A 19,084-nucleotide genomic window follows, 5' to 3' on the forward strand; every position below is an offset into this window, starting at 1 on the left:
ACAGGACCGTGAAACGACTCCACGCCGATGATAGTGCGGATCGCCCGTGTGAAAGTAGGTAATCGTCAGGCTCCTCATGCCGAAAACAAAAACCCCACCCCGAAAAGGTGGGGTTTTTGCGTTGGCGCGGCGAATTCGCACGAACGCCAACAATTCCCTCCTCGAATCTCTCCCATGCTCTGGCAACGCACGCTCCTGCATCGCCAGATGTTTACCCTCCCGCCTCAAAATACTGTATAAATATACAGTAAAACCAAAGACCGCTGAGTGCTCGAACCATGAGCAGGCCCTTGCATTCGCGCTGGACGGGGGAACTGATGGGTGCAGCACTTTCATTGCTCGACATCGGGCTGACCTCGCATCTGCAGCGTCAGATCTGGCAAGGCAGTCCGATCAACGATCCCGACTCGAACATCATCTCGAGCGGATTTCGGACGCTTGACCTAGCCTTGCCCGGTGCAGGCTGGATGCCCGGCACGGTCACGGAATTGCTGATCGAAGAGAGCGGCGTAGGCGAAATCAGATTGCTCGCGCACATGCTTCGAGAACTGACAGTAAGCAAAGGCCGCTCCGTCATCTTTATCGCGCCGCCGTGGAAGCCCAATCTGGCTGCGTTTCGGGCAATGAAAATCGCGGTCGACAAACTGGTCTGGGTCAAGGCGCCCGAAGATCAGGTGCTCTGGGCTGCGGAGCAGTCGCTGAAGCAGGAAGGCATCGGCGCTGTGCTGATCTGGCTGCCTCAAGTGCGCCCCGAAGCGCTGCGAAGGCTGCAAGTGGCGGCTCAGGAAGCGCGGTCGCTGGCGTTCCTGTTTCGTCCGCTCAAAGCGGCGAGGCAATCATCCGCCGCACCATTGCGCATGGTCTGCAAACCGATACTTCCCGCCAGCGCACCGACGATGAACCGTCGCGAATGGATGCAAGCCGTCATGTTCGAAATCGACATCATCAAGCGGCGTGGTCCATTGCTGGGCAAGCCGTTGCAGTTGAGCTTGCCGCTGCAAATGCCTGCTCTGCCCGAACATATTCGGCGTGCGCATCAGGCAAGGAAAGCACGAGAGGTCAAACATGTTGTGGATAGCGGTGACATTGCCGCTTTTATCGCTCGAAGCAGTCAGGCCGCCCTCGATGCCCTCGGCATCGGCGAATTCGATCTCGCCTGGAGCAGCATCGACGCCGAATGACGTTCGCGCCAGCGATATCGATCAACCATGCTTCGCGCTCGCCGATCACGCGCGCATCCTGATGCCCGATCTCGTCGCGTTTCGGCTCGGCGTGCGGCCCGGCAGCACGCGCTCGCATGCGTTCGCGCTCGCGCCGCAACTGACGCTGCTCGCCGTCGATGTTCGCGAGGAGCAGAACGCGCTCGAAGCCGTTGCGCTGGCGTTGCTCGCATTTACGCCCAAAGTCGTGCTGGCCCATGCGAACACGGTGCTGCTCGAAGTCGGCGTCGCGCATGGGCTGCGCGCCGACAGCGTGGGGCGCATGGCTGCTGGCTCACGCGCGCACGCGTCGTGTCGCGCGTCGCGTGCGCATCGTGAAAGAGGCGACGCTCGTTCACGTGCTCGATGCGTTGCCCGTAGCACTCATCCCATCGGCGCATTCGCACGGCAACGTGTTCGAGCAGATCGGCTGCGCAACGCTCGCCGATTTGCGTCGGCTGCCGCGCAAGGGCGTCGCGCGACGGTTCGGCCAAGGCGTTCTGCAATGGCTCGCACAAGCGTACGGCCAGGCGCCCGATCCGCGCGAGGCGTTTTGCGCGCCGGCGTCGTTCGAGGCTCGGCTCGAATTGCAGGCGCGCGTGGAAAGTGCCGAGGCGCTGCTGTTCGCCGCCCGCCGGCTCGTGCTGCAACTCGCCGGCTGGCTGAGCGCGCATCATGCGGCCGTCAGCGAATTTTCTCTGTTGCTCGAGCACGAGCTGGCGGCCCGTCACGCGCCGAAAACGTCGACGTTCAAGGTGGCGTGGGCCGTACCGACACGCGAAGCCGATCACATTCTCTGGCTGCTGCGCGAGAAGCTGAATCAGACGGCGCTCGCAGCCCCCGTCATCGAGATGAAGCTTCTCGCCGACAAGGTGAGCGAGCATGCGCCGCCGGCCGAGACCCTGTTTCCGATGCCCGGTTCCGACAGCGAATCGATGGCGCAACTGCTCGAACGCCTGAGCGCGCGGCTCGGTGCCGAGAGCGTCGTGCAACTGGTCGCGCGAGACGATCACCGGCCCGAAGCGGCGATGACGGTCGAAGCTTATAAGCCCGCAGGCGAAACGAAGCCGAAGCGCGGGAAGAAATCGTCGAAGACGCAAGCAGCAGAAGCCGACACGCCGACCGAAGCGGAATCCGAAGCGCAAACCGAATCAGGCGCGCCGCTCGAGCTTCCCGATGTGGCCGTTCCTTCGCAGCCCCGTCCGTCGTGGATACTCGAAACGCCGCAAAAGCTGATCTTGCGCAACGAGCGGCCGTTCTATCGACGTCCGCTGAAGCTGATCAGCCGGACCGAGCGTATCGAGGCGGGATGGTGGGACGGCAATGGCGTCCAGCGCGATTACTACGTCGCCGCCGACGATCGCGGCCGTATGTTCTGGCTGTATCGCGAACGTCTCACCGGCGACTGGTTTCTGCACGGTTTTTTCGGATGATGCCGACATGGATGATTTGAGCGACATCATCGGCCTGGGCGAGGGCGACGAAGGCGACGACAAGACCGCCTTTCCCGGCGCGATGTCAGCCTCGGCGCTGTTGCCCGGCTATGCCGAACTGCATTGCCTGAGCAACTTCTCATTTCTGCGCGGCGCATCGCATCCGCAGGAGTTGGCTGCGGCGGCGCTCGAGCACGGCTATACCGCGCTCGCGATCACGGACGAATGCTCGCTCGCGGGCGTCGTGCGTGCGCATGCCGCGATCAAGGACATCGAAGCGAAGGCGCGCGCCGATGCCGAAGCCGCGCAACTTGCCGGCGAGCCGCCGCCGAAGAAGCAGGATCTGAAGCTGATCATCGGCAGCGAACTGCATCTCACCGATGCCGACGGCGCGCCGTTCTGCACGCTCATCGCGCTCGCGACGAATCGGGCGGGCTACGGCAATCTGTCGGAGCTGATTTCGCAAGCGCGCGCTCGTTCGCCCAAGGGCAGCTACAAGATAGGTCCGGAGGACTTCACGGATCCGGCGGCGTCATCCAACGCGGCCGATCTGCGCGGCGATATCGCGCATCTGAAGCACTTGCCCGATTGCATCCTGATTCTCGTGCCGCAGAGATCGGCGACGCTCGCCGATACGCTCGACCGCGCGCACTGGCTGGCCGGCTTTGCCGCGGGCCGTGCGTGGCTCGCGCTGGAGCTTTGGCAGGACGGCAGCGACGACGAGCGTCTTGCTTCGTGTCGCGTGATCGCCGAAGCGAGCGGATTGCCGCTCGTCGCGGCGAGCGGCGCGCTGATGCACGCGCGTTCGCGCAAGCCTTTGCAGGACACACTCACCGCGATTCGCCTGAATCGGCCGCTCGCCGAATGCGGCTACGCGCTCGAAGCGAACGCGGAGCGGCATCTGCGCACGCGGCTCCGTATCGGCGCGCTGTATCCAAAGGAGGCGATCAGGCAAACGCTGAAGGTGGCCGCCTGTTGCACCTTCTCGCTCGACGAACTCAAGTACGAATATCCCGAAGAACTGGTGCCGCCCGGCGAGACGCCCGCGAGCTATCTGCGCAAACGGGTGATTGCCGGTGCGCTGCAACGCTGGCCGAACGGCATGGATGCCGAGACGATCGGTCTTATCGAAAAAGAACTGGCGCTCATCGCCAGGCTGGAATATGAGAAGTACTTCCTGACGGTGTATGACATCGTTTCGTTCGCGCGTAGCCAGAATATTCTGTGTCAGGGACGCGGCTCAGCGGCGAATTCGATCGTCTGTTATTGCCTGTTCATCACTGAGCTCGATCCGGTCCGGATGGGTTTGCTGATCGAGCGCTTCATTTCTCAGGCGCGCAACGAGCCGCCCGATATCGACGTCGATTTCGAGCATCAGCGGCGCGAGGAAGTCATCCAGTACATCTATCGGAAGTACGGGCGGCATCGCGCGTCGCTGGCGGCATCGCTCATCACGTATCACACGCGCAGCGCGCTGAAGGACGTCGGCAAGGCGCTCGGGCTCGATGCGTCGCTGATCGTGCGTATCGGCAAGTCGCAACAATGGTGGGACGGGCCGTCGGCGGTGGCGGGCTATCTCAGGGAAGCGGGCTTCAGCGACGATTCGCACGTCACGAAGCATCTCATCCGGTTGACGCGCGAGTTGCGAGGCTTTCCGCGGCATCTGTCGCAGCACGTCGGCGGTTTCGTGATCGCGCGGGAACGCTTGTCGCGGCTCGTGCCGATCGAAAACGCCGCGATGAAAGACCGCTGCGTGATCCAGTGGGACAAGGACGATATCGATCAGCTGAAGCTCCTGAAAGTGGACGTGCTCGCGCTCGGCATGCTGTCGGCGATCCGGCGCGCCCTCGAATTCGTCGCGCTGCGGCGCGGCGTGCCGGGTTTCGGGGTCTCGCATATTCGTCGCGAGGACAAGGCCGTCTACGAGATGTGCTGCCGCGCGGACACCATCGGCGTGTTTCAGATCGAATCGCGCGCGCAGCAGAGCATGCTGCCGCGCCTGAGGCCGCAGAAGTACTACGACCTCGTGATCGAAGTGGCGATCGTGCGGCCCGGTCCGATTCAGGGCGGCATGGTGCATCCGTATCTGCGCCGCAAACAGGGGCTGGAGGACGAGGAGTATCCGAAAGAGGAACTGCGGCCAGTGCTCGGCCGCACGCTCGGCGTGCCGATCTTTCAGGAGCAGGTGATGAAGCTCGCGATGGTCGCGGCGGGCTACACGGCGGAGCAGGCCGATCAGTTGCGCCGCGCGATGGCCGCGTGGCGCCGTGGCAGTCATCTGGAGAGGTATCAGGCCGATCTCATGAAGAAGATGCTTGCGCGCGGCTACGAGCACGATTTCGCCGCGCGCGTGTGCAAGCAGATCGAGGGGTTCGGCGAATACGGCTTTCCGGAAAGTCATTCGGCGAGCTTCGCTCTGCTCGTTTATATCAGCGCGTGGATCAAGCGTTACGAGCCTGCGGCGTTTCTGGCCGGTTTGCTGAACAGCCAGCCGCTCGGGTTTTATTCGCCGTCGCAGCTCGTGCAGGATGCGCGGCGTCACGGCGTGCCGGTGTTCGCGCCCGATGTTTCTCTGAGCGATTGGGAGTCGGTGCTGGAAGCGCGGTCAGGCGATGGCGAGCGGGTCGTGTTCGATGCCGGCAAGGAACGGCGGCGTCAGCAGTTCTATGGCGCGGCCGCGTCGGATCGCGTGTTTCGGAAGACCGTGCGGCGAGCGGCGCGCAGACTCAGAAAGCGCGTCGAGCTGGATGGACGGCAATACGGCGCAAAAGGGCCGGGCGTGCGGATCGGCCTGCAACTGATCAAGGGTCTTCCGCAGGCGGCGGCCGAGCGGATCATGGCAGCGCGCGCGCAAGCGCCATTCATCGATGTCGACGATCTCACGCGTCGTGCCGGCTTGTCACGACGCGAACTCGAAGCGCTCGCGGCGGGCAATGCGCTGGCGAGCATCGCGGGGCACCGGCGTCAGGCGTGGTGGGCGGTCACCGCACAACAGCGCGCGCCGGAATTGCTGCGCGATGCGCCGATGAGCGAGACGCCGCTTCTGCTGCCGGAAGCATCGGAAGGCCGCGAAATCGTCGACGATTACGCGAGCCTCGGACTTACGCTCAATCGTCATCCGCTCGCGCTTTTGCGTGACAAGCTTTCCCGCCTGCGTTTCAAGACCGCCGCCGAACTCGCGGACATCAGAAACGGACGCTTCGTGCGCGCGTGCGGCATCGTGACGGTGCGGCAAAGGCCGGGCACGGCGAACGGCACGATCTTCGTATCGATCGAGGACGAAACCGGTGCGATCAATGTGATCGTCTGGCCGGGCCTCGTCGAGAAGCAGCGCAAAGTGCTGCTCGGGGCGTCGCTCCTTGGCGTGCACGGCGTCTGGCAAATGGAGGGCGAGGTGCGTCATCTGGTGGCGCAACGGCTCGAAGACCATAGCGCGCTGCTCGGCCGCCTCGCTGCGCCGAGCCGCGATTTTCACTGATCCGGGAAGTCCGGATATTTGGCGAGCAGCCTGGCAATCGCGCTGTCGAACGGCGTACGCTGGCCGATGCCCAGCGCTTCCAGCCGCCCGGAATCGAGATGACAGTCGCGCGGGCGCGGCGTCGCGTCCGTCGGCGCGCGCTGCGCGACGAGCTTCGCGTCAATTTTCAGCGCTCGCGCGATGCGCTGGGCGATGTCGAACTTCGTCATCGGTTCGTCGCCAGACCATTGCGTGATGCCGGAGATCGTCGCGCCTTTCGCATGATGTTCAAGCATCCCGCGGATCACCATGGCGACATCCGGCGTGAACGTCGGATAGCGCGTCGCCCAGGCGTCCATCGACGCGGGCGGGCTCGCCGGATCGGCCGATTTCACGATTGCGGGCGTGAGGCTCGTCACCGCCGATTCGTTCCAGTCCGTGAACGGCCCATAAAGCAGCGGCAGGCGCAGCACGCAGGACGCCGGGTCGCTCTCGAGCAACGCGCGTTCGCCGTCCAGCTTGCTTTGCCCGTAGGCGTTGAGCGGCGCGGGCGCGTCGTCGGGAAAATAGGGCGGGGCGGTGCCGTCGAACACGTAATCCGTCGAAATCGACAGGACCCATGCGCCGAGCGAGCGCGCTTCGTCTGCGATCACGCTCAACGCATCGACGTTCAGCGCGCGCGCGAGCGCCGGATCGTTTTCGCAGACGTCCGGGCGCCGCTCCGCCGCCGCGACCACGATCGCATCGGGCGCGAACTCGCGAAAGAATGCGGATACCGCGTCCCGGTCGAGCAGATCGAGTTTCGAGTTCCGTGCGTCGGCGCGGCTGTGGGCTGTCCGCACGATGCGCCATTCTTTCGCGCCGGGCGCGCTCGCCAGTTCGCCCGCGATGGCGCGGCCCAGCAATCCCGACGCGCCGATGAGCGCGACGTTGAACCGCTCGCTCCCCCTCATGCCGACGCGACGCCGACGACCGTATAGCCGGCTTCGTCGATGGCTTCCTTCAGCTCGTCGCTCGATTTCCCGGACTCGACGGCGACGGTGCCGCGTTCCAGATCGACGCGAACCTGCGCCTGTGGGTCGATTTCCTGGATCGAGCGCGTCACGGCCGCGACGCAGTGCTGGCAACTCATGCCCTGAACTTCGAATTCGGTCATTGCGGTTTCCTCTTTAAAAAGCTCGGATCAACGTCATCGTATACCTTGCCATGATGGGAAGGTGTAGAGTCGGGATGACATTTTTTCAGGAGCGAACGATGAACATCGGCGAAGCGGCCCGCGCCTCGGGCGTGACGGCGAAGATGATCCGCTATTACGAGAGCGTCGGTTTGCTCAATGCGGTCGGGCGGACGTCGTCCGGATATCGCGTGTACGGCGATCCGGATGTGCATGCGCTGCGCTTCGTGCGACAGGCGCGTCGGCTCGGCTTTCTCGTCGAGGATATCCGCAAGCTGCTGGCTCTATGGCACGACCGGTCGCGGGCGAGTGCCGAGGTCAAGTCGATCGCGTTGGAGCACGTCGCGGAACTGGACCGGCGAATCGCCGAGTTGACGGAAACGCGCGACACGCTGTCGCATCTTGCGACCCACTGTCATGGCGATGCCCGACCGGATTGCCCGATTCTGGACAAGTTGGCGCAGTGATTGCACCAATACGGTGCTCAAGGATACCAAGCCACGCTTAGAGACTTGCTAATTGTCCGAAAAATCAGCGATTTAAAGCAAATCTTCGGCCCGCACCATTCCGAAACCGAATGCACAGTATTCAAGCATTTCACTACCCCGGCGCGTCTGTTCTCCTCTATAATCCGGGTATTCCCTAGTACGGGTAATCCCTGACCCGAATTGCCAGGGATCTGTTAAAGACCTTGGAGAACATCATGTTTGCATTTCTGATCGAAAAACTGAGCTTTTGGTTTGAAGCCGCTGAGCAACGCCGCCGTGAAGCGTATCTCGCGCAGTCGACGGACATCGTCCAGCTCGAAAAGCGCATCCGCTCGCTCGAATCGAACGGCTACAACGCGTAAGCGTTTCGTTCCTGGCGTCGAAAGCGCCGAACGTGAAAATTGAAAAGCCCCGCATTGCGGGGCTTTTGCGTTTCTGCTACGGCACGCGCGGCAGAGCCTCAATGCTTGGACGGATGCTGCTCCAGCCACTGCTTCATGAATGCGATTTCCTTGTCCTGCGAAGCGATGATGTCCTTCGCCAGCTTGCGGAGCTTCGCGTCCTTGCCGTATTTCAATTCGACCTTCGCCATTTCCACCGCGCCCTGGTGATGCGGAATCATGTGCGCGACGAAATCCCGATCGGCGTCGCCCGTGTATTCGACCCCCGACATGCCCGACATCATTTTCTGATCGGCGGCTTGAAATGCAGCGGTCGATGACACGTCGGTGGGCTTCGCCGCGTGCTGTTCCATGTTCATCCCCGGCATCGCATCGCTCGCAGACGCGGCGGACTGTGCGATCGCGCTTGCGCTACAGAGGGCGGTGAAGATGGCAAGCGCGATTCGTTTCGATTTCATCGTATCTCCTGTGAAAAGGGCGGTTGCGAAGCTGCTTCTGAGTCCGAACGCCTAGCCTAAAGCTTGCCATCGGGGTAAGGTAAAGCAGTTTCGTCTACATAAAAGAGCGCACGATGCCAGGCCACATCAACGACACGACGAATAAACGCATCCGCGATCGCGTCGCGAGAATCGCATGTGTTTGCGTCGCGCTCGCCGCAGCTTTGTTCGGCTCGCAGTCGACGTTCGCCAAGCCGGGCGGTGAGCCTCTCGTGCTCGATACACAAACCGGTATCCACAGCGGCGTCAGCGGAACCGTGCTTCAGAGCGGGCCGTTCGGCGGTCCCGGCATGGTGCCGATGGCGACGCTGCCCGGGCTGCCGCAGGAGGCCGAGCCGCCGATCGTGGTTTCACCCTACGTCGAATACTCGAACGGGCAGAGCACCGTGCCTACGCCGCCCGGCGGCGGGATACGGCCGCGGGTCCCGCGCACAATTCATCCCTGATCGCTGGCCAGGCTCAGTCCGCGCGATGTTCCAGCTTGAACGACGCGTTGTCGTCCTCGCCGAGCGCATCGACGAGATAGGGCAGTGATGCCTTCAGCTCCTTCGCCAGCGTGTAGGGCGGGTTGATCACGAACATGCCGCTGCCGAACAGGCCGAAGCCGTCAGTCGGCGGTTTTCGCACAGTCAGGGCGGCATGCAGCCAACCCTTCGGCTGGATTGCTTTCAACTGGTCGGCGAAGCGCTGCGACTCGATGCGCGTGACGATCGGATACCAGACCGCGTATGTCCCCGTCGCGAAACGCTTGATGCTTTCTTCGAGACACGTGAGCGTGCGGGCGTAGTCGCGCTTGTCCTCGTACGACGGGTCGATCAGCACGAGCGCGCGGCGCGGCGGCGGCGGCAGAAGCGCCTTGATACCGTCGAAGCCGTCGCCTTCGTAAATCATCGCGCGCCGGCCAGCATCGCGGAAATTGTGGCGCAGCACGTCGATCTCCGTGCTGTGCAGCTCGAAAAGCCGCATGCGATCCTGCTCGCGCATCGTGCGCCAGGCGAGATAGGGCGAGCCGGGGTAAAAGCGCAGACCGCCGTCGGGATTCAGCGCCTTCACTTCATCGACATAGTCAGCGAGGAGCGGCGGCAAATCGTCCCGATCCTGGAGCTTCCCGATCCCCGTTTCGAACTCCGCGTTTTTCGCCGCGTAGCCTTCGGTGAGCGAGTAGACGCCGGCGCCGGCGTGCGTGTCGATGTACCAATACGATTTGTCCTTCAGGCCGAGATGGCGAAGCATCTGAATGACGATTGCGTGTTTCAGCACATCGGCGTGATTGCCCGCATGAAAGGCGTGACGATAACTGAGCATGTCGAGAGGCCCGCGCGGGGCGTGAAAAAACAGGAATGAAAAGGTGCGGGGAAGGGGGCCTATTCTATCCGACGCCGCCCGCCGCAATATGCATGACGCCCGGCTTACGCTGCAGCGCACTGCGTCCTTCATGCACAATAGCCGCTCCCGGACATTCATGAACAGTCGGCCGAACGGCATAGGCATTCTGATGTTTCGCATGAGCTTTCCTATGCCGAACGGCCAGCTTGATAGTCGTGCTGACAGATGTTTTCATTCACCTGATGTCTTCCACTGGATAGGAGGTTCGCATGTCCTCAAACGGTAAGCTCGACGGCAAGACCGCGGTCGTGACGGGCGCGGCGAGCGGCATCGGCCGCGCGATCGCATTCACGCTCGCCGGCGCGGGCGCGGCGGTCGCCATCGCGGATCTGAATCAGGCGGGCGCGGACGCGGTCGCCGAGGAAATTCGCGGCCAGGGCGGAAAGGCCATCGGCATCGCGATGGACGTGACGAACGAAGATGCGGTGAATCAGGGCATCGATCGCGTCGCGTCGGAACTCGGCTCGGTGGACATCCTCGTGTCGAATGCGGGCATCCAGATCGTCAATCCGATCGAAAACTACGCGTACGCCGACTGGAAGAAGATGATGGCCATCCATGTCGACGGCGCGTTCCTCACCACCAAAGCCGCGCTGAAGCACATGTACAAGGACGATCGCGGCGGCGTCGTGATCTACATGGGTTCGGTGCATTCGCACGAGGCGTCGCCGCTCAAGTCGGCCTATGTGACCGCGAAGCACGGCTTGCTCGGCCTCGCGCGCGTGCTCGCCAAGGAGGGCGCGAAGCATAACGTGCGTTCGCACGTCGTCTGTCCGGGCTTCGTGCGCACGCCGCTCGTCGACAAGCAGATTCCCGAGCAGGCGAAGGAACTGAAGATCAGCGAAGAGGAAGTCGTGAAGCGCGTGATGCTGGGCGGCACCGTCGACGGCGTCTTCACCACCGTCGAAGATGTCGCGCAGACCGTGCTCTTCCTGTCCGCGTTCGAAACGGCCGCGCTCACGGGGCAATCGTTCGTCGTGAGCCACGGCTGGTTCATGCAATAAGGGAGAACACGCGGGATGTCGGAAATCGAGAACGAAAACGCGGTGCGCGTGTCAGCTTCGGCCGAAGCGCGCGCGCAGTCCCGGATCCACCTGCCACCCTATCAGACGATCGCGCTGATGCTGCAGGGCGGCGGCGCGCTCGGCGCCTATCAGGCGGGGGTCTATCAAGGACTTCACGAGGCGGACATTCATCCGAACTGGATCGCCGGCATCTCCATCGGTGCGCTCAACACGGCGCTCATCGCGGGTAATGCGCCGGAACATCGCGTGACGCGTTTGCTGGAATTCTGGGAGACGATCTGCCAGCCGGCTTTCGGTTTCCCGTTGCCCGCCTTCGTCGAGCGCGCGCTTTTCGATTCCGGCGACGAGATTCGCAAGGCCTTCACAGCGATGCAGGCCGCAGGCGCGGTCGTCGAAGGGCAGAAGGGCTTTTTCATTCCGCGCTTTCCGCCGCCGTCGCCGATCGCGTCGGGCTCGCCGCAAACCGCGAGCTATTACGACACGACGCCGCTCAAGGCCACGCTCGAGCGTCTTTGCGATTTCGACCGCATCAACTCCGGCGAGACTCGCGTTTCGGTCGGCGCGGTGAATGTCGCGACCGGCAATTTCGCCTATTTCGACAACACGCAGATCGAGTTGCGCGCCGAGCATTTCATCGCATCCGGCGCGCTGCCGCCGGGTTTTGCCGCGGTCGAGATCGATGGCCAGTTCTACTGGGACGGCGGCCTCATGTCGAACACGCCGCTTTACGAGATCGCGCAGGCGACGCCGCGACGCGACACGCTCGCCTTCCAGGTCGATCTGTGGAGCGCGCGCGGGCCCGTGCCGGACAGCATCGTCGACGTAATGGGACGCGTGAAGGACGTGCAGTTTTCGAGCCGCACGCGCCTCGTCACGGATCAGATGCAGCGCTCGCAGCGCTACCGCAACGTGTTGCAGCACGTGCTCGACCTCGTGCCCGAAGAAACTCGGAAGAATGACGAATGGTGCAGGCTTGCCGCCGAACTGGCGTGTTCGAAGCGCTACAACATCATTCACCTGATCTACCGGCAAAAGGAATACGAGGGCCATTACAAGGACTATCAGTTCGGCCTTTCGACGATGCGCGAGCACTGGGAAAGCGGTCTCGCCGACATGCGCCGCACGCTTACGCATCGCGACTGGCTCGACATGCCCAACGGCGAATCGCGCTTCGTCACGCACGACATCCATCGCGACGAACGGTAAACGCGTTCTGAACGCCGGAATGCCCGGTTGGGCGAGAAAGTGTGTCACTTTGTATAATCGCGGACGCATTCCGGCGGCTGTCTCAGTCGACGTCGCCGGGCGCCACCACTTTTCCCGGCTTTAGATGAACTCGATCGCGATCTGCTTCGTCTGTCTCGGCAACATCTGCCGCTCGCCCAGCGCGGAAGCGGTGATGCGCGACCTCGTCGAGCGCGCGAAGCTCGCTGAGCGGATCGTCATAGATTCGGCGGGCACGGGCGACTGGCATATCGGCGAGCCGCCGGACGAGCGTGCCCAGAAAGCGGCGAAGAAGCGCGGCTACGATTTGTCGACGCTGCGCGGCCGTCAGGTTGCCGCCGCCGATTTCGCGCGTTTCGACCTGTTCATCGTCATGGATGACGCGAACGCTACCGCATTGGCGGCGGTCTGCCCGCCCGAGTACCGCGACAAGATTCGTCTGCTTATGGAGTTCGCCACGAACGACGACAGCCGCGTCGTCGTCGATCCCTATTTCGGTGGCGAGGAAGGTTTCGAAAAAGTGCTCGATCAGTGCGAGGACGCCTGCGAAGGCTTGCTGAAGGCCTTGCGTGCCCAACTGACGGCCTGACAGCCCGCGCCCGCTCGCCAGCCGCGCGAGTGCCGAAGAAACCAATTAAAAAGCTACTTATCTCGTCCCGGATACTTGACTAAAACTGTGGGATATTTATACTTGACGAAAATCATCGAGTATTAGCGTTAGCCCCCAATTATGAGACTCACCACGAAAGGCCGTTTCGCCGTCACGGCGATGATCGACCTGGCGTTGCGCCAGGAGCAGGGCCCGGTGACGCTGGCAGGCATCAGTCAGCGCCAGCGCATCTCGCTTTCCTATCTCGAACAGCTCTTCGGCAAGCTGCGGCGGCATGAGATCGTCGAGTCGGTTCGCGGACCGGGCGGCGGTTACAACCTCGCGCGCCGCGCGGAGAACGTCACGGTCGCGGACATCATCATCGCGGTCGACGAGCCGATCGACGCCACGCAATGCGGCGGCAAGGGCACGTGCGAAGGCACGAAGCAGCACGACGGCCACTGCATGACCCACGAACTCTGGGCGACGCTCAACCAGAAGATGGTCGAGTATCTTGATTCCGTCTCCTTGAAGGATCTGGTCGACCAGCAGCGCGCACGCGAAGGTTCGTCGACGGTGCTGCGTGACCGGCGCGCCGAATCGGCAGGCGTGGAGGCCGCGCGCGTCGCGCCCAAGGGTCCGAATTCCATTTTCAACCTGGCCGGATGACATAGGCGTTGCGCCGGCACGAGAGCCGGGCGCGCAGATAGAAAGCATCCCAGCCAAGAGCTTTGACCGATTTCCCGGAGCGACTGATGAACAACGATATTCCCCACCTGCCCATTTACATGGACTACAGCGCGACGACCCCCGTCGATCCGCGCGTGGTGGACAAGATGATCCCGTATCTTCGCGAGCAGTTCGGCAATCCGGCCTCGCGCAGCCATCAGTACGGCTGGGATGCGGAGCGTGCGGTCGAGGAAGCGCGCGAGAACGTCGCGGCGCTCGTCAATTGCGATCCGCGCGAGATCATCTGGACGTCGGGTGCAACGGAATCGGACAACCTCGCGATCAAGGGCGCCGCGCACTTCTACAAGAGCAAGGGCAAGCACATCATCACCGTGAAGACCGAGCACAAGGCCGTGCTCGACACCACGCGTGAGCTGGAACGCGAAGGCTACGAAGTCACGTATCTCGACGTGAAGGATGACGGTCTCATCGATCTGGACAAGCTCAAGGCGGCGATCCGCCCGGACACGATTCTCGTGTCGGTGATGAGCGTGAACAACGAAATCGGCGTGATCCAGGACATCGAGGCGATCGGCGAGATCACGCGTGAGAAGGGCATCATTTTCCACGTCGATGCGGCGCAGGCCACCGGCAAGATCCAGATCGACCTGCAAAAGCTGAAGGTCGACCTGATGTCGTTTTCCGCGCACAAGACGTACGGCCCGAAGGGCATCGGCGCGCTGTACGTGCGTCGCAAGCCGCGCGTGCGCATCGAGGCGCAGATGCACGGCGGCGGTCACGAGCGCGGCATGCGTTCGGGCACGCTCGCGACGCATCAGATCGTCGGCATGGGCGAAGCGTTCCGCATCGCGCGTGAAGAAATGGCGACGGAAAACGAGCGCATCCGCATGTTGCGCGACCGCCTGCTGAAGGGCCTGCAGGACATCGAAGAGGTGTACGTCAACGGCGACATGGAACGTCGTGTGCCGCACAACCTCAATATCAGTTTCAATTTCGTCGAAGGTGAATCGCTGATCATGGCGGTGAAGGATGTCGCGGTGTCGTCGGGATCGGCGTGCACATCGGCTTCGCTGGAGCCGTCGTATGTGCTGCGTGCGCTCGGTCGCAACGACGAACTGGCGCACAGCTCGATCCGCTTCACGGTCGGCCGCTTCACCACCGAGCAGGATGTCGACTACGTGATCAACCTGCTGAAGACCAAGATCGCGAAGTTGCGCGATCTGTCGCCGCTCTGGGAAATGCACAAGGACGGCATCGACATCTCGACCATCCAGTGGGCCGCGCACTGAGCGACACGCGTCACCGAACAAAGGAGAGTTTGAATCATGGCTTATAGCGACAAGGTTCTGGACCACTACGAAAATCCGCGTAACGTCGGCTCGTTCTCGAAAGACGACGACACCGTCGGCACCGGCATGGTCGGCGCGCCGGCCTGCGGCGACGTGATGAAACTGCAGATCCGCGTTGGCGCGGATGGCGTGATCGAAGATGCGAAGTTCAAGACGTATGGCTGCGGTTCGGCGATTGCATCGAGCTCGCTCGTGACCGAGTGGGTGAAGGGCAAGACGCTGGATCAGGCGCTGACGATCAAGAACACGCACATCGCCGAGGAACTGGCGCTGCCGCCGGTGAAGATCCACTGCTCGATTCTCGCGGAAGACGCGATCAAGGCAGCGGTCCTCGATTACAAGCAGCGTCATGGCGTCGTGGCGCCGGAAGCGCAGGCGACGGAAGCGAAGCAGCACGCGGCTTAAGTGACGAAAGCGGGCGCCATGCAGGTGCGTGGCGCCTCGGAGAGAGAAGCGAAGACTATGGCAATCACGTTGACGGATAAAGCGGCACAACACGTGCAGAAGTATCTGACGCGGCGCGGCAAGGGCGTCGGCCTGCGGCTGGGCGTGCGCACGACGGGCTGTTCGGGTCTGGCGTACAAGCTCGAATATGTCGATGAACTCACGCCTGAAGACACCGTGTTCGAGACGTCGGGCGTGAAGATCGTGATCGATCCGAAAAGTCTTCCGTATCTCGACGGCACCGAGCTGGACTTCGCCCGCGAAGGTCTGAACGAAGGCTTCAAGTTCAACAACCCGAACGCGAAGGACGAGTGCGGTTGCGGCGAATCGTTCCGCGTCTGACGCGAATGACGCCGGCGGCATCGGCAAAAGAGGCGGCGCGTGCCGCCTTTTTCATTCGCGCACACTGAATCCATAGACATAGCATGGCCTCGCTTACCGACAGTCACTTCGACCTCTTCGATCTGCCGCAGACGTTCGCCGTCGATCCGCAGAAACTCGACGACGCTTATCGCACCGTGCAGGCGCAAGTGCATCCGGATCGTTTCGCCGCAGCCGGCGATGCGCAGAAACGTCTCGCGATGCAATGGGCCACGCACACGAACGAGGCCTATCAGACCTTGCGCGATCCGTTGAAGCGCGCGCGCTATATGCTGTCGCAGCGCGGCATCGACGTCGGCGCGGAGAACAACACCGCGATGGAGCCGGCGTTCCTGATGCAGCAGATGGAATGGCGCGAAAATATCGAGGATGCCGCGGGCGCGAAGAACATCGGCGCGCTCGAAGCGCTGCTCGACGAATTGCGTGAAGAAGAACGCGTGCGCTTCACGAAACTCGAAGCGCTGATCGACAGCAGATCCGATCAGGCCGCGAGCGAGGCGGTGCGGCAATTGATGTTCATCGAACGCGTGGCTCATGAAATCGGCGCGCAGATCGAGCGGCTGGAACACGCGTAAGACGAGTCAGCCGCAATAACCCCATAAGACCAACGATGGCTTTACTGCAAATCTCAGAACCCGGCATGGCCCCGGCGCCGCATCAGAGGCGCGTGGCGGTCGGTATCGATCTCGGCACGACGAACTCGCTCGTCGCGGCCGTGCGCAGCAGCGTGCCCGAAGCGCTGCCCGACGAGGACGGCCACGTGCTGCTGCCGTCGGTGGTGCGCTATCTGGAGAAGGGCGGGCGGCGCATCGGCCGGACCGCGAAGGAACAAGCCGTCATCGATCCGCGCAACACGATCGTGTCGGTCAAGCGCTTCATGGGCCGCGGCAAGAGCGAAGTCGAGGGCGCCGAGAACGCGCCGTACGATTTCATCGACGCGCCCGGCATGGTGCAGATTCGCACCATCGACGGCGTGAAGAGCCCGGTCGAAGTATCGGCGGAAATTCTCGCGACGCTGCGTTATCGCGCGGAAGACACGCTCGGCGAGGATCTCGTCGGCGCGGTGATCACGGTGCCCGCCTATTTCGACGAAGCCCAGCGGCAGGCGACCAAGGACGCGGCGAAACTCGCCGGCCTGAACGTGCTGCGCCTCCTGAACGAACCGACCGCGGCTGCCATCGCCTACGGTCTCGACAACGGCTCCGAAGGCCTTTTCGCTGTCTACGATCTCGGCGGCGGCACGTTCGATCTGTCGATCCTGAAGCTCACGAAGGGCGTCTTCGAAGTACTCGCGGCGGGCGGCGATTCCGCGCTCGGCGGCGACGATTTCGATCACGCGTTGTATCGCCATGTGCTGGCGCAGGCGGGCGTCACGCTCGATACGCCGGAAGACGTGCGCCTGATGCTCGATCGCGTGCGCTCGGCGAAGGAAGCGCTGTCGGACGTGCCCGAGACGCGCGTGCAGGCGACGCTTTCCACGGGCGTCGAAATCGACGTCGCCGTGACCGAGGCGCAATTCGCCGCGCTGGCCGAATCGCTCGTCGCGCGCACGCTCGCGCCGACGAAGAAAGCGCTGCGCGACGCGAAGGTCGCGCCCAAGGACATCAAGGGCGTCGTGCTGGTCGGCGGCGCGACGCGCATGCCGGTCATCCGCCGCGCGGTCGAGGCGTTCTTCGGCCAGCCGCCGCTCGTCAATCTCGATCCGGATCAGGTCGTCGCGCTCGGCGCCGCGATCCAGGCCGATCTGCTCGCCGGCAACCGCCGTGGCGAAGGCGACGACTGGCTGCTGCTCGACGTGATTCCGCTGTCGCTCGGCGTCGAGACGATGGGCGGCCTCACCGAAAAGATCATCCCGCGCAACTCGACGATTCCCACCGCGCGCGCGCAGGATTTCACGACCTTCAAGGACGGCCAGACCGCGATGGCGATTCACGTCGTCCAGGGCGAGCGCGAGCTCGTGTCCGACTGCCGGTCGCTCGCGCGCTTCGAGCTGCGCGGCATTCCGCCGATGGCGGCCGGCGCCGCGCGCATTCGTGTGACCTATCAGGTCGATGCGGACGGGCTGCTTTCCGTGTTCGCGCGGGAGCAGGGTTCGGGCGTGGAGGCGTCGGTGGTGGTGAAGCCGTCGTACGGTCTTGCCGATGACGAAGTCGCCCGCATGCTCGAAGAGAGCTTCCAGACCGCGGAAACCGACATGCACGCGCGCGCGTTGCGCGAGGCGCAGGTGGAAGCGGAGCGTCTGATCGAGGCGACGCACGCCGCGCTCGAAACCGACGGCGAACTGCTCGACGACGAAGAGCGCGCGGACATTCTGACGCTCGTGACCGGCCTCACGGCGCTCGCGAGCGGCGATTCGGTCGAAGAGATCGAGGACGCCACGAAGGCGCTGGCCACCGGCACCGACGAGTTCGCCGCGCGGCGCATGAACAAGAGCATCCGCCGCGCGCTCGCGGGCCGCAAGCTCGACGACGTCTGATCGTCGCGCGGTTATCGAACAAACAAGCATTTACGGAAAATCAGTCCCATGCCTCAAATCGTTGTGCTGCCTCACGTGGAACTCTGCCCTGATGGCGCGGTGATCGACGCCGACGTCAGCAAGAGCATCTGCGACAACCTGCTGGAACACGGCATCGAGATCGAGCATGCCTGCGAGAAATCGTGCGCATGCACGACGTGCCACGTCATCATCCGAGAGGGCTTCAACGCGCTCGAGCCGTCCGAGGAAGACGAGGACGATCTCCTCGACAAAGCGTGGGGTCTCGAACCGACATCGCGGTTATCATGTCAGGCAATGGTGCCTGCCGACGAGGATCTGGTGGTCGAGATCCCGCGGTACTCCATCAATCACGCCAAAGAAAATCACTGACAGGAGGCTCGCCCATGAAGTGGACAGATACTCAGGAGATCGCGATGGCACTCACCGACGCGCATCAGGATATCGATCCCCAATATGTGCGTTTCACTGACCTGCATCGCTGGATTACTGAACTGGACGGTTTCGACGACGATCCACAAAAATCCAACGAAAAGATTCTGGAGGCGATCCAGGCGGCCTGGATCGAGGACGCGGATTACTGATCCGGTCCTGCCTGCATTTCCACGAACGGCGGCTCATTGCGAGCCGCCGTTTTGTTTTTGCTCGCGACTTTCCGCTCGTCCGCAACGCTTTTCATGTTTGACAGAACTTGACGTCGCGAGCGTTGTTGCCCCTTCCCCTGCGACTTAAAATCGCGCCCGCTGCGCGTCGGCAATCAATTCCGGCCCGCTGAGTCACGCGTTCGGAAAAGCAATCGCCCGCGTGGCAATGCTTCGCATTGCAAACAAATTTCACATTGCCGAACTTGCGG

Annotated in this window: 20 protein-coding genes and 1 pseudogene; 17 read left to right on the forward strand and 4 right to left on the reverse strand. The window is 62.8% G+C overall.

Annotation, left to right across the window (positions count from 1 at the left end; translation table 11 throughout):
- Nucleotides 1-317 precede the first annotated feature (317 nt).
- From imuA to IAG25_RS08685, 3 genes and pseudogenes are all read left to right on the forward strand, one after another.
- Entirely contained in the window at nt 318-1,181 is an 864-nt protein-coding gene (gene imuA / locus IAG25_RS08675) for a translesion DNA synthesis-associated protein ImuA (RefSeq protein ID WP_187604533.1), read from the forward strand.
- Nucleotides 1,066-2,632: pseudogene (locus IAG25_RS08680) on the forward strand (Y-family DNA polymerase). The gene imuA and the pseudogene IAG25_RS08680 overlap by 116 nt, the downstream one beginning before the upstream one ends.
- A 7-nt stretch (nt 2,633-2,639) precedes the next feature.
- A complete protein-coding gene (locus IAG25_RS08685; RefSeq protein WP_255503612.1) occupies nt 2,640-6,110 on the forward strand; it encodes an error-prone DNA polymerase in 3,471 nt (1,156 codons plus the stop codon).
- On the opposite strand, the gene IAG25_RS08690 is transcribed toward IAG25_RS08685, so the two are convergent.
- Both IAG25_RS08690 and IAG25_RS08695 read right to left on the reverse strand, forming a co-directional pair.
- Nucleotides 6,104-7,042, reverse strand: coding sequence for a dTDP-4-dehydrorhamnose reductase family protein (locus IAG25_RS08690; RefSeq protein WP_187604534.1), 939 nt, complete (start codon nt 7,040-7,042; stop codon nt 6,104-6,106). The two genes, IAG25_RS08685 and IAG25_RS08690, sit on opposite strands and share 7 nt — an antisense overlap.
- Complete coding sequence (locus IAG25_RS08695; protein ID WP_187604535.1) at nt 7,039-7,245, reverse strand: heavy-metal-associated domain-containing protein; 207 nt, start codon at nt 7,243-7,245, stop codon at nt 7,039-7,041. The genes IAG25_RS08690 and IAG25_RS08695 overlap by 4 nt, the downstream gene beginning before the upstream one ends.
- A 98-nt stretch (nt 7,246-7,343) precedes the next feature.
- Between IAG25_RS08695 and cueR the strand changes: the two genes are divergently transcribed.
- Complete coding sequence (gene cueR / locus IAG25_RS08700) at nt 7,344-7,730, forward strand: Cu(I)-responsive transcriptional regulator (protein ID WP_187604536.1); 387 nt, start codon at nt 7,344-7,346, stop codon at nt 7,728-7,730.
- Nucleotides 7,731-7,966: 236 nt separating this feature from the next.
- The gene (locus IAG25_RS08705) at nt 7,967-8,113 is read left to right on the forward strand and encodes a DUF3563 family protein (protein ID WP_075583840.1); all 147 of its coding nucleotides are present in this window, start codon (nt 7,967-7,969) and stop codon (nt 8,111-8,113) included.
- A 98-nt stretch (nt 8,114-8,211) separates the two neighbouring features.
- On the opposite strand, the gene copM is transcribed toward IAG25_RS08705, so the two are convergent.
- On the reverse strand, nt 8,212-8,610 hold the full coding sequence (copM, locus tag IAG25_RS08710) for a CopM family metallochaperone (protein WP_187604537.1): 399 nt from the start codon (nt 8,608-8,610) through the stop codon (nt 8,212-8,214).
- A gap of 113 nt (nt 8,611-8,723) precedes the next feature.
- Between copM and IAG25_RS08715 the strand changes: the two genes are divergently transcribed.
- Nucleotides 8,724-9,095 (forward strand): hypothetical protein, encoded by a 372-nt coding sequence (locus IAG25_RS08715; protein WP_187604538.1) that lies wholly within the window; start codon nt 8,724-8,726, stop codon nt 9,093-9,095.
- Nucleotides 9,096-9,108: 13 nt separating this feature from the next.
- Here IAG25_RS08715 and IAG25_RS08720 read toward each other — a convergent pair whose 3' ends face one another.
- Nucleotides 9,109-9,954, reverse strand: coding sequence for a 23S rRNA (adenine(2030)-N(6))-methyltransferase RlmJ (locus IAG25_RS08720; RefSeq protein WP_187604539.1), 846 nt, complete (start codon nt 9,952-9,954; stop codon nt 9,109-9,111).
- 290 nt (nt 9,955-10,244) lie between these two features.
- Here IAG25_RS08720 and IAG25_RS08725 point away from each other — a divergent pair, with 290 nt between their 5' ends.
- The 11 genes from IAG25_RS08725 to iscX all read left to right on the forward strand — a co-directional run bounded on the left by IAG25_RS08725 (nt 10,245) and on the right by iscX (nt 18,815).
- Complete coding sequence (locus IAG25_RS08725) at nt 10,245-11,039, forward strand: 3-hydroxybutyrate dehydrogenase (protein WP_187604540.1); 795 nt, start codon at nt 10,245-10,247, stop codon at nt 11,037-11,039.
- 15 nt (nt 11,040-11,054) lie between these two features.
- Nucleotides 11,055-12,266 carry a DUF3734 domain-containing protein gene (locus tag IAG25_RS08730; RefSeq protein WP_187604541.1) on the forward strand — a complete coding sequence of 404 codons (1,212 nt, stop codon included), beginning with the start codon at nt 11,055-11,057 and terminating at the stop codon, nt 12,264-12,266.
- A 124-nt stretch (nt 12,267-12,390) separates the two neighbouring features.
- Complete coding sequence (locus IAG25_RS08735) at nt 12,391-12,873, forward strand: low molecular weight protein-tyrosine-phosphatase (RefSeq protein ID WP_187604542.1); 483 nt, start codon at nt 12,391-12,393, stop codon at nt 12,871-12,873.
- A 141-nt stretch (nt 12,874-13,014) separates the two neighbouring features.
- Complete coding sequence (gene iscR, locus IAG25_RS08740; RefSeq protein WP_035501141.1) at nt 13,015-13,542, forward strand: Fe-S cluster assembly transcriptional regulator IscR; 528 nt, start codon at nt 13,015-13,017, stop codon at nt 13,540-13,542.
- An 86-nt stretch (nt 13,543-13,628) separates the two neighbouring features.
- Nucleotides 13,629-14,852: an IscS subfamily cysteine desulfurase gene (locus IAG25_RS08745; RefSeq protein ID WP_035501140.1), complete on the forward strand. Its 1,224-nt coding sequence runs from the start codon at nt 13,629-13,631 to the stop codon at nt 14,850-14,852.
- A 36-nt stretch (nt 14,853-14,888) separates the two neighbouring features.
- On the forward strand, nt 14,889-15,317 hold the full coding sequence (iscU, locus tag IAG25_RS08750; protein WP_187604543.1) for a Fe-S cluster assembly scaffold IscU: 429 nt from the start codon (nt 14,889-14,891) through the stop codon (nt 15,315-15,317).
- Between the two features lie 57 nt (nt 15,318-15,374).
- A complete protein-coding gene (gene iscA, locus IAG25_RS08755) occupies nt 15,375-15,698 on the forward strand; it encodes an iron-sulfur cluster assembly protein IscA (protein ID WP_035501138.1) in 324 nt (107 codons plus the stop codon).
- An 83-nt stretch (nt 15,699-15,781) separates the two neighbouring features.
- Entirely contained in the window at nt 15,782-16,312 is a 531-nt protein-coding gene (hscB, locus tag IAG25_RS08760; RefSeq protein WP_187604544.1) for a Fe-S protein assembly co-chaperone HscB, read from the forward strand.
- A 35-nt stretch (nt 16,313-16,347) separates the two neighbouring features.
- Nucleotides 16,348-18,213 carry a Fe-S protein assembly chaperone HscA gene (gene hscA, locus IAG25_RS08765; protein ID WP_187604545.1) on the forward strand — a complete coding sequence of 622 codons (1,866 nt, stop codon included), beginning with the start codon at nt 16,348-16,350 and terminating at the stop codon, nt 18,211-18,213.
- Between the two features lie 48 nt (nt 18,214-18,261).
- Nucleotides 18,262-18,603, forward strand: a complete 342-nt coding sequence (gene fdx, locus IAG25_RS08770; RefSeq protein ID WP_187604546.1) for an ISC system 2Fe-2S type ferredoxin — start codon at nt 18,262-18,264, stop codon at nt 18,601-18,603.
- A gap of 14 nt (nt 18,604-18,617) precedes the next feature.
- On the forward strand, nt 18,618-18,815 hold the full coding sequence (iscX, locus tag IAG25_RS08775) for a Fe-S cluster assembly protein IscX (RefSeq protein ID WP_035501134.1): 198 nt from the start codon (nt 18,618-18,620) through the stop codon (nt 18,813-18,815).
- The last annotated feature ends 269 nt before the right edge of the window (nt 18,816-19,084 follow it).

Source organism: Caballeronia sp. EK (assembly GCF_014384845.1).
GTDB classification, from domain to species: Bacteria; Pseudomonadota; Gammaproteobacteria; order Burkholderiales; family Burkholderiaceae; genus Caballeronia; species Caballeronia jiangsuensis.

Coding starts and splice junctions, on each gene's coding strand:
- IAG25_RS08735 (WP_187604542.1), top strand. CDS start 12,391: ATGAACTCGATCGCGATCTGCTTCGTCTGTCTCGGCAACATCTGCCGC.
- IAG25_RS08720 (WP_187604539.1), bottom strand. CDS start 9,954: ATGCTCAGTTATCGTCACGCCTTTCATGCGGGCAATCACGCCGATGTG.
- hscB (WP_187604544.1), top strand. CDS start 15,782: ATGGCCTCGCTTACCGACAGTCACTTCGACCTCTTCGATCTGCCGCAG.
- iscX (WP_035501134.1), top strand. CDS start 18,618: ATGAAGTGGACAGATACTCAGGAGATCGCGATGGCACTCACCGACGCG.
- IAG25_RS08690 (WP_187604534.1), bottom strand. CDS start 7,042: ATGAGGGGGAGCGAGCGGTTCAACGTCGCGCTCATCGGCGCGTCGGGA.
- iscA (WP_035501138.1), top strand. CDS start 15,375: ATGGCAATCACGTTGACGGATAAAGCGGCACAACACGTGCAGAAGTAT.
- IAG25_RS08715 (WP_187604538.1), top strand. CDS start 8,724: ATGCCAGGCCACATCAACGACACGACGAATAAACGCATCCGCGATCGC.
- IAG25_RS08745 (WP_035501140.1), top strand. CDS start 13,629: ATGAACAACGATATTCCCCACCTGCCCATTTACATGGACTACAGCGCG.
- IAG25_RS08695 (WP_187604535.1), bottom strand. CDS start 7,245: ATGACCGAATTCGAAGTTCAGGGCATGAGTTGCCAGCACTGCGTCGCG.
- IAG25_RS08730 (WP_187604541.1), top strand. CDS start 11,055: ATGTCGGAAATCGAGAACGAAAACGCGGTGCGCGTGTCAGCTTCGGCC.
- hscA (WP_187604545.1), top strand. CDS start 16,348: ATGGCTTTACTGCAAATCTCAGAACCCGGCATGGCCCCGGCGCCGCAT.
- fdx (WP_187604546.1), top strand. CDS start 18,262: ATGCCTCAAATCGTTGTGCTGCCTCACGTGGAACTCTGCCCTGATGGC.
- IAG25_RS08725 (WP_187604540.1), top strand. CDS start 10,245: ATGTCCTCAAACGGTAAGCTCGACGGCAAGACCGCGGTCGTGACGGGC.
- iscR (WP_035501141.1), top strand. CDS start 13,015: ATGAGACTCACCACGAAAGGCCGTTTCGCCGTCACGGCGATGATCGAC.
- copM (WP_187604537.1), bottom strand. CDS start 8,610: ATGAAATCGAAACGAATCGCGCTTGCCATCTTCACCGCCCTCTGTAGC.
- iscU (WP_187604543.1), top strand. CDS start 14,889: ATGGCTTATAGCGACAAGGTTCTGGACCACTACGAAAATCCGCGTAAC.
- imuA (WP_187604533.1), top strand. CDS start 318: ATGGGTGCAGCACTTTCATTGCTCGACATCGGGCTGACCTCGCATCTG.
- IAG25_RS08685 (WP_255503612.1), top strand. CDS start 2,640: ATGGATGATTTGAGCGACATCATCGGCCTGGGCGAGGGCGACGAAGGC.
- IAG25_RS08705 (WP_075583840.1), top strand. CDS start 7,967: ATGTTTGCATTTCTGATCGAAAAACTGAGCTTTTGGTTTGAAGCCGCT.
- cueR (WP_187604536.1), top strand. CDS start 7,344: ATGAACATCGGCGAAGCGGCCCGCGCCTCGGGCGTGACGGCGAAGATG.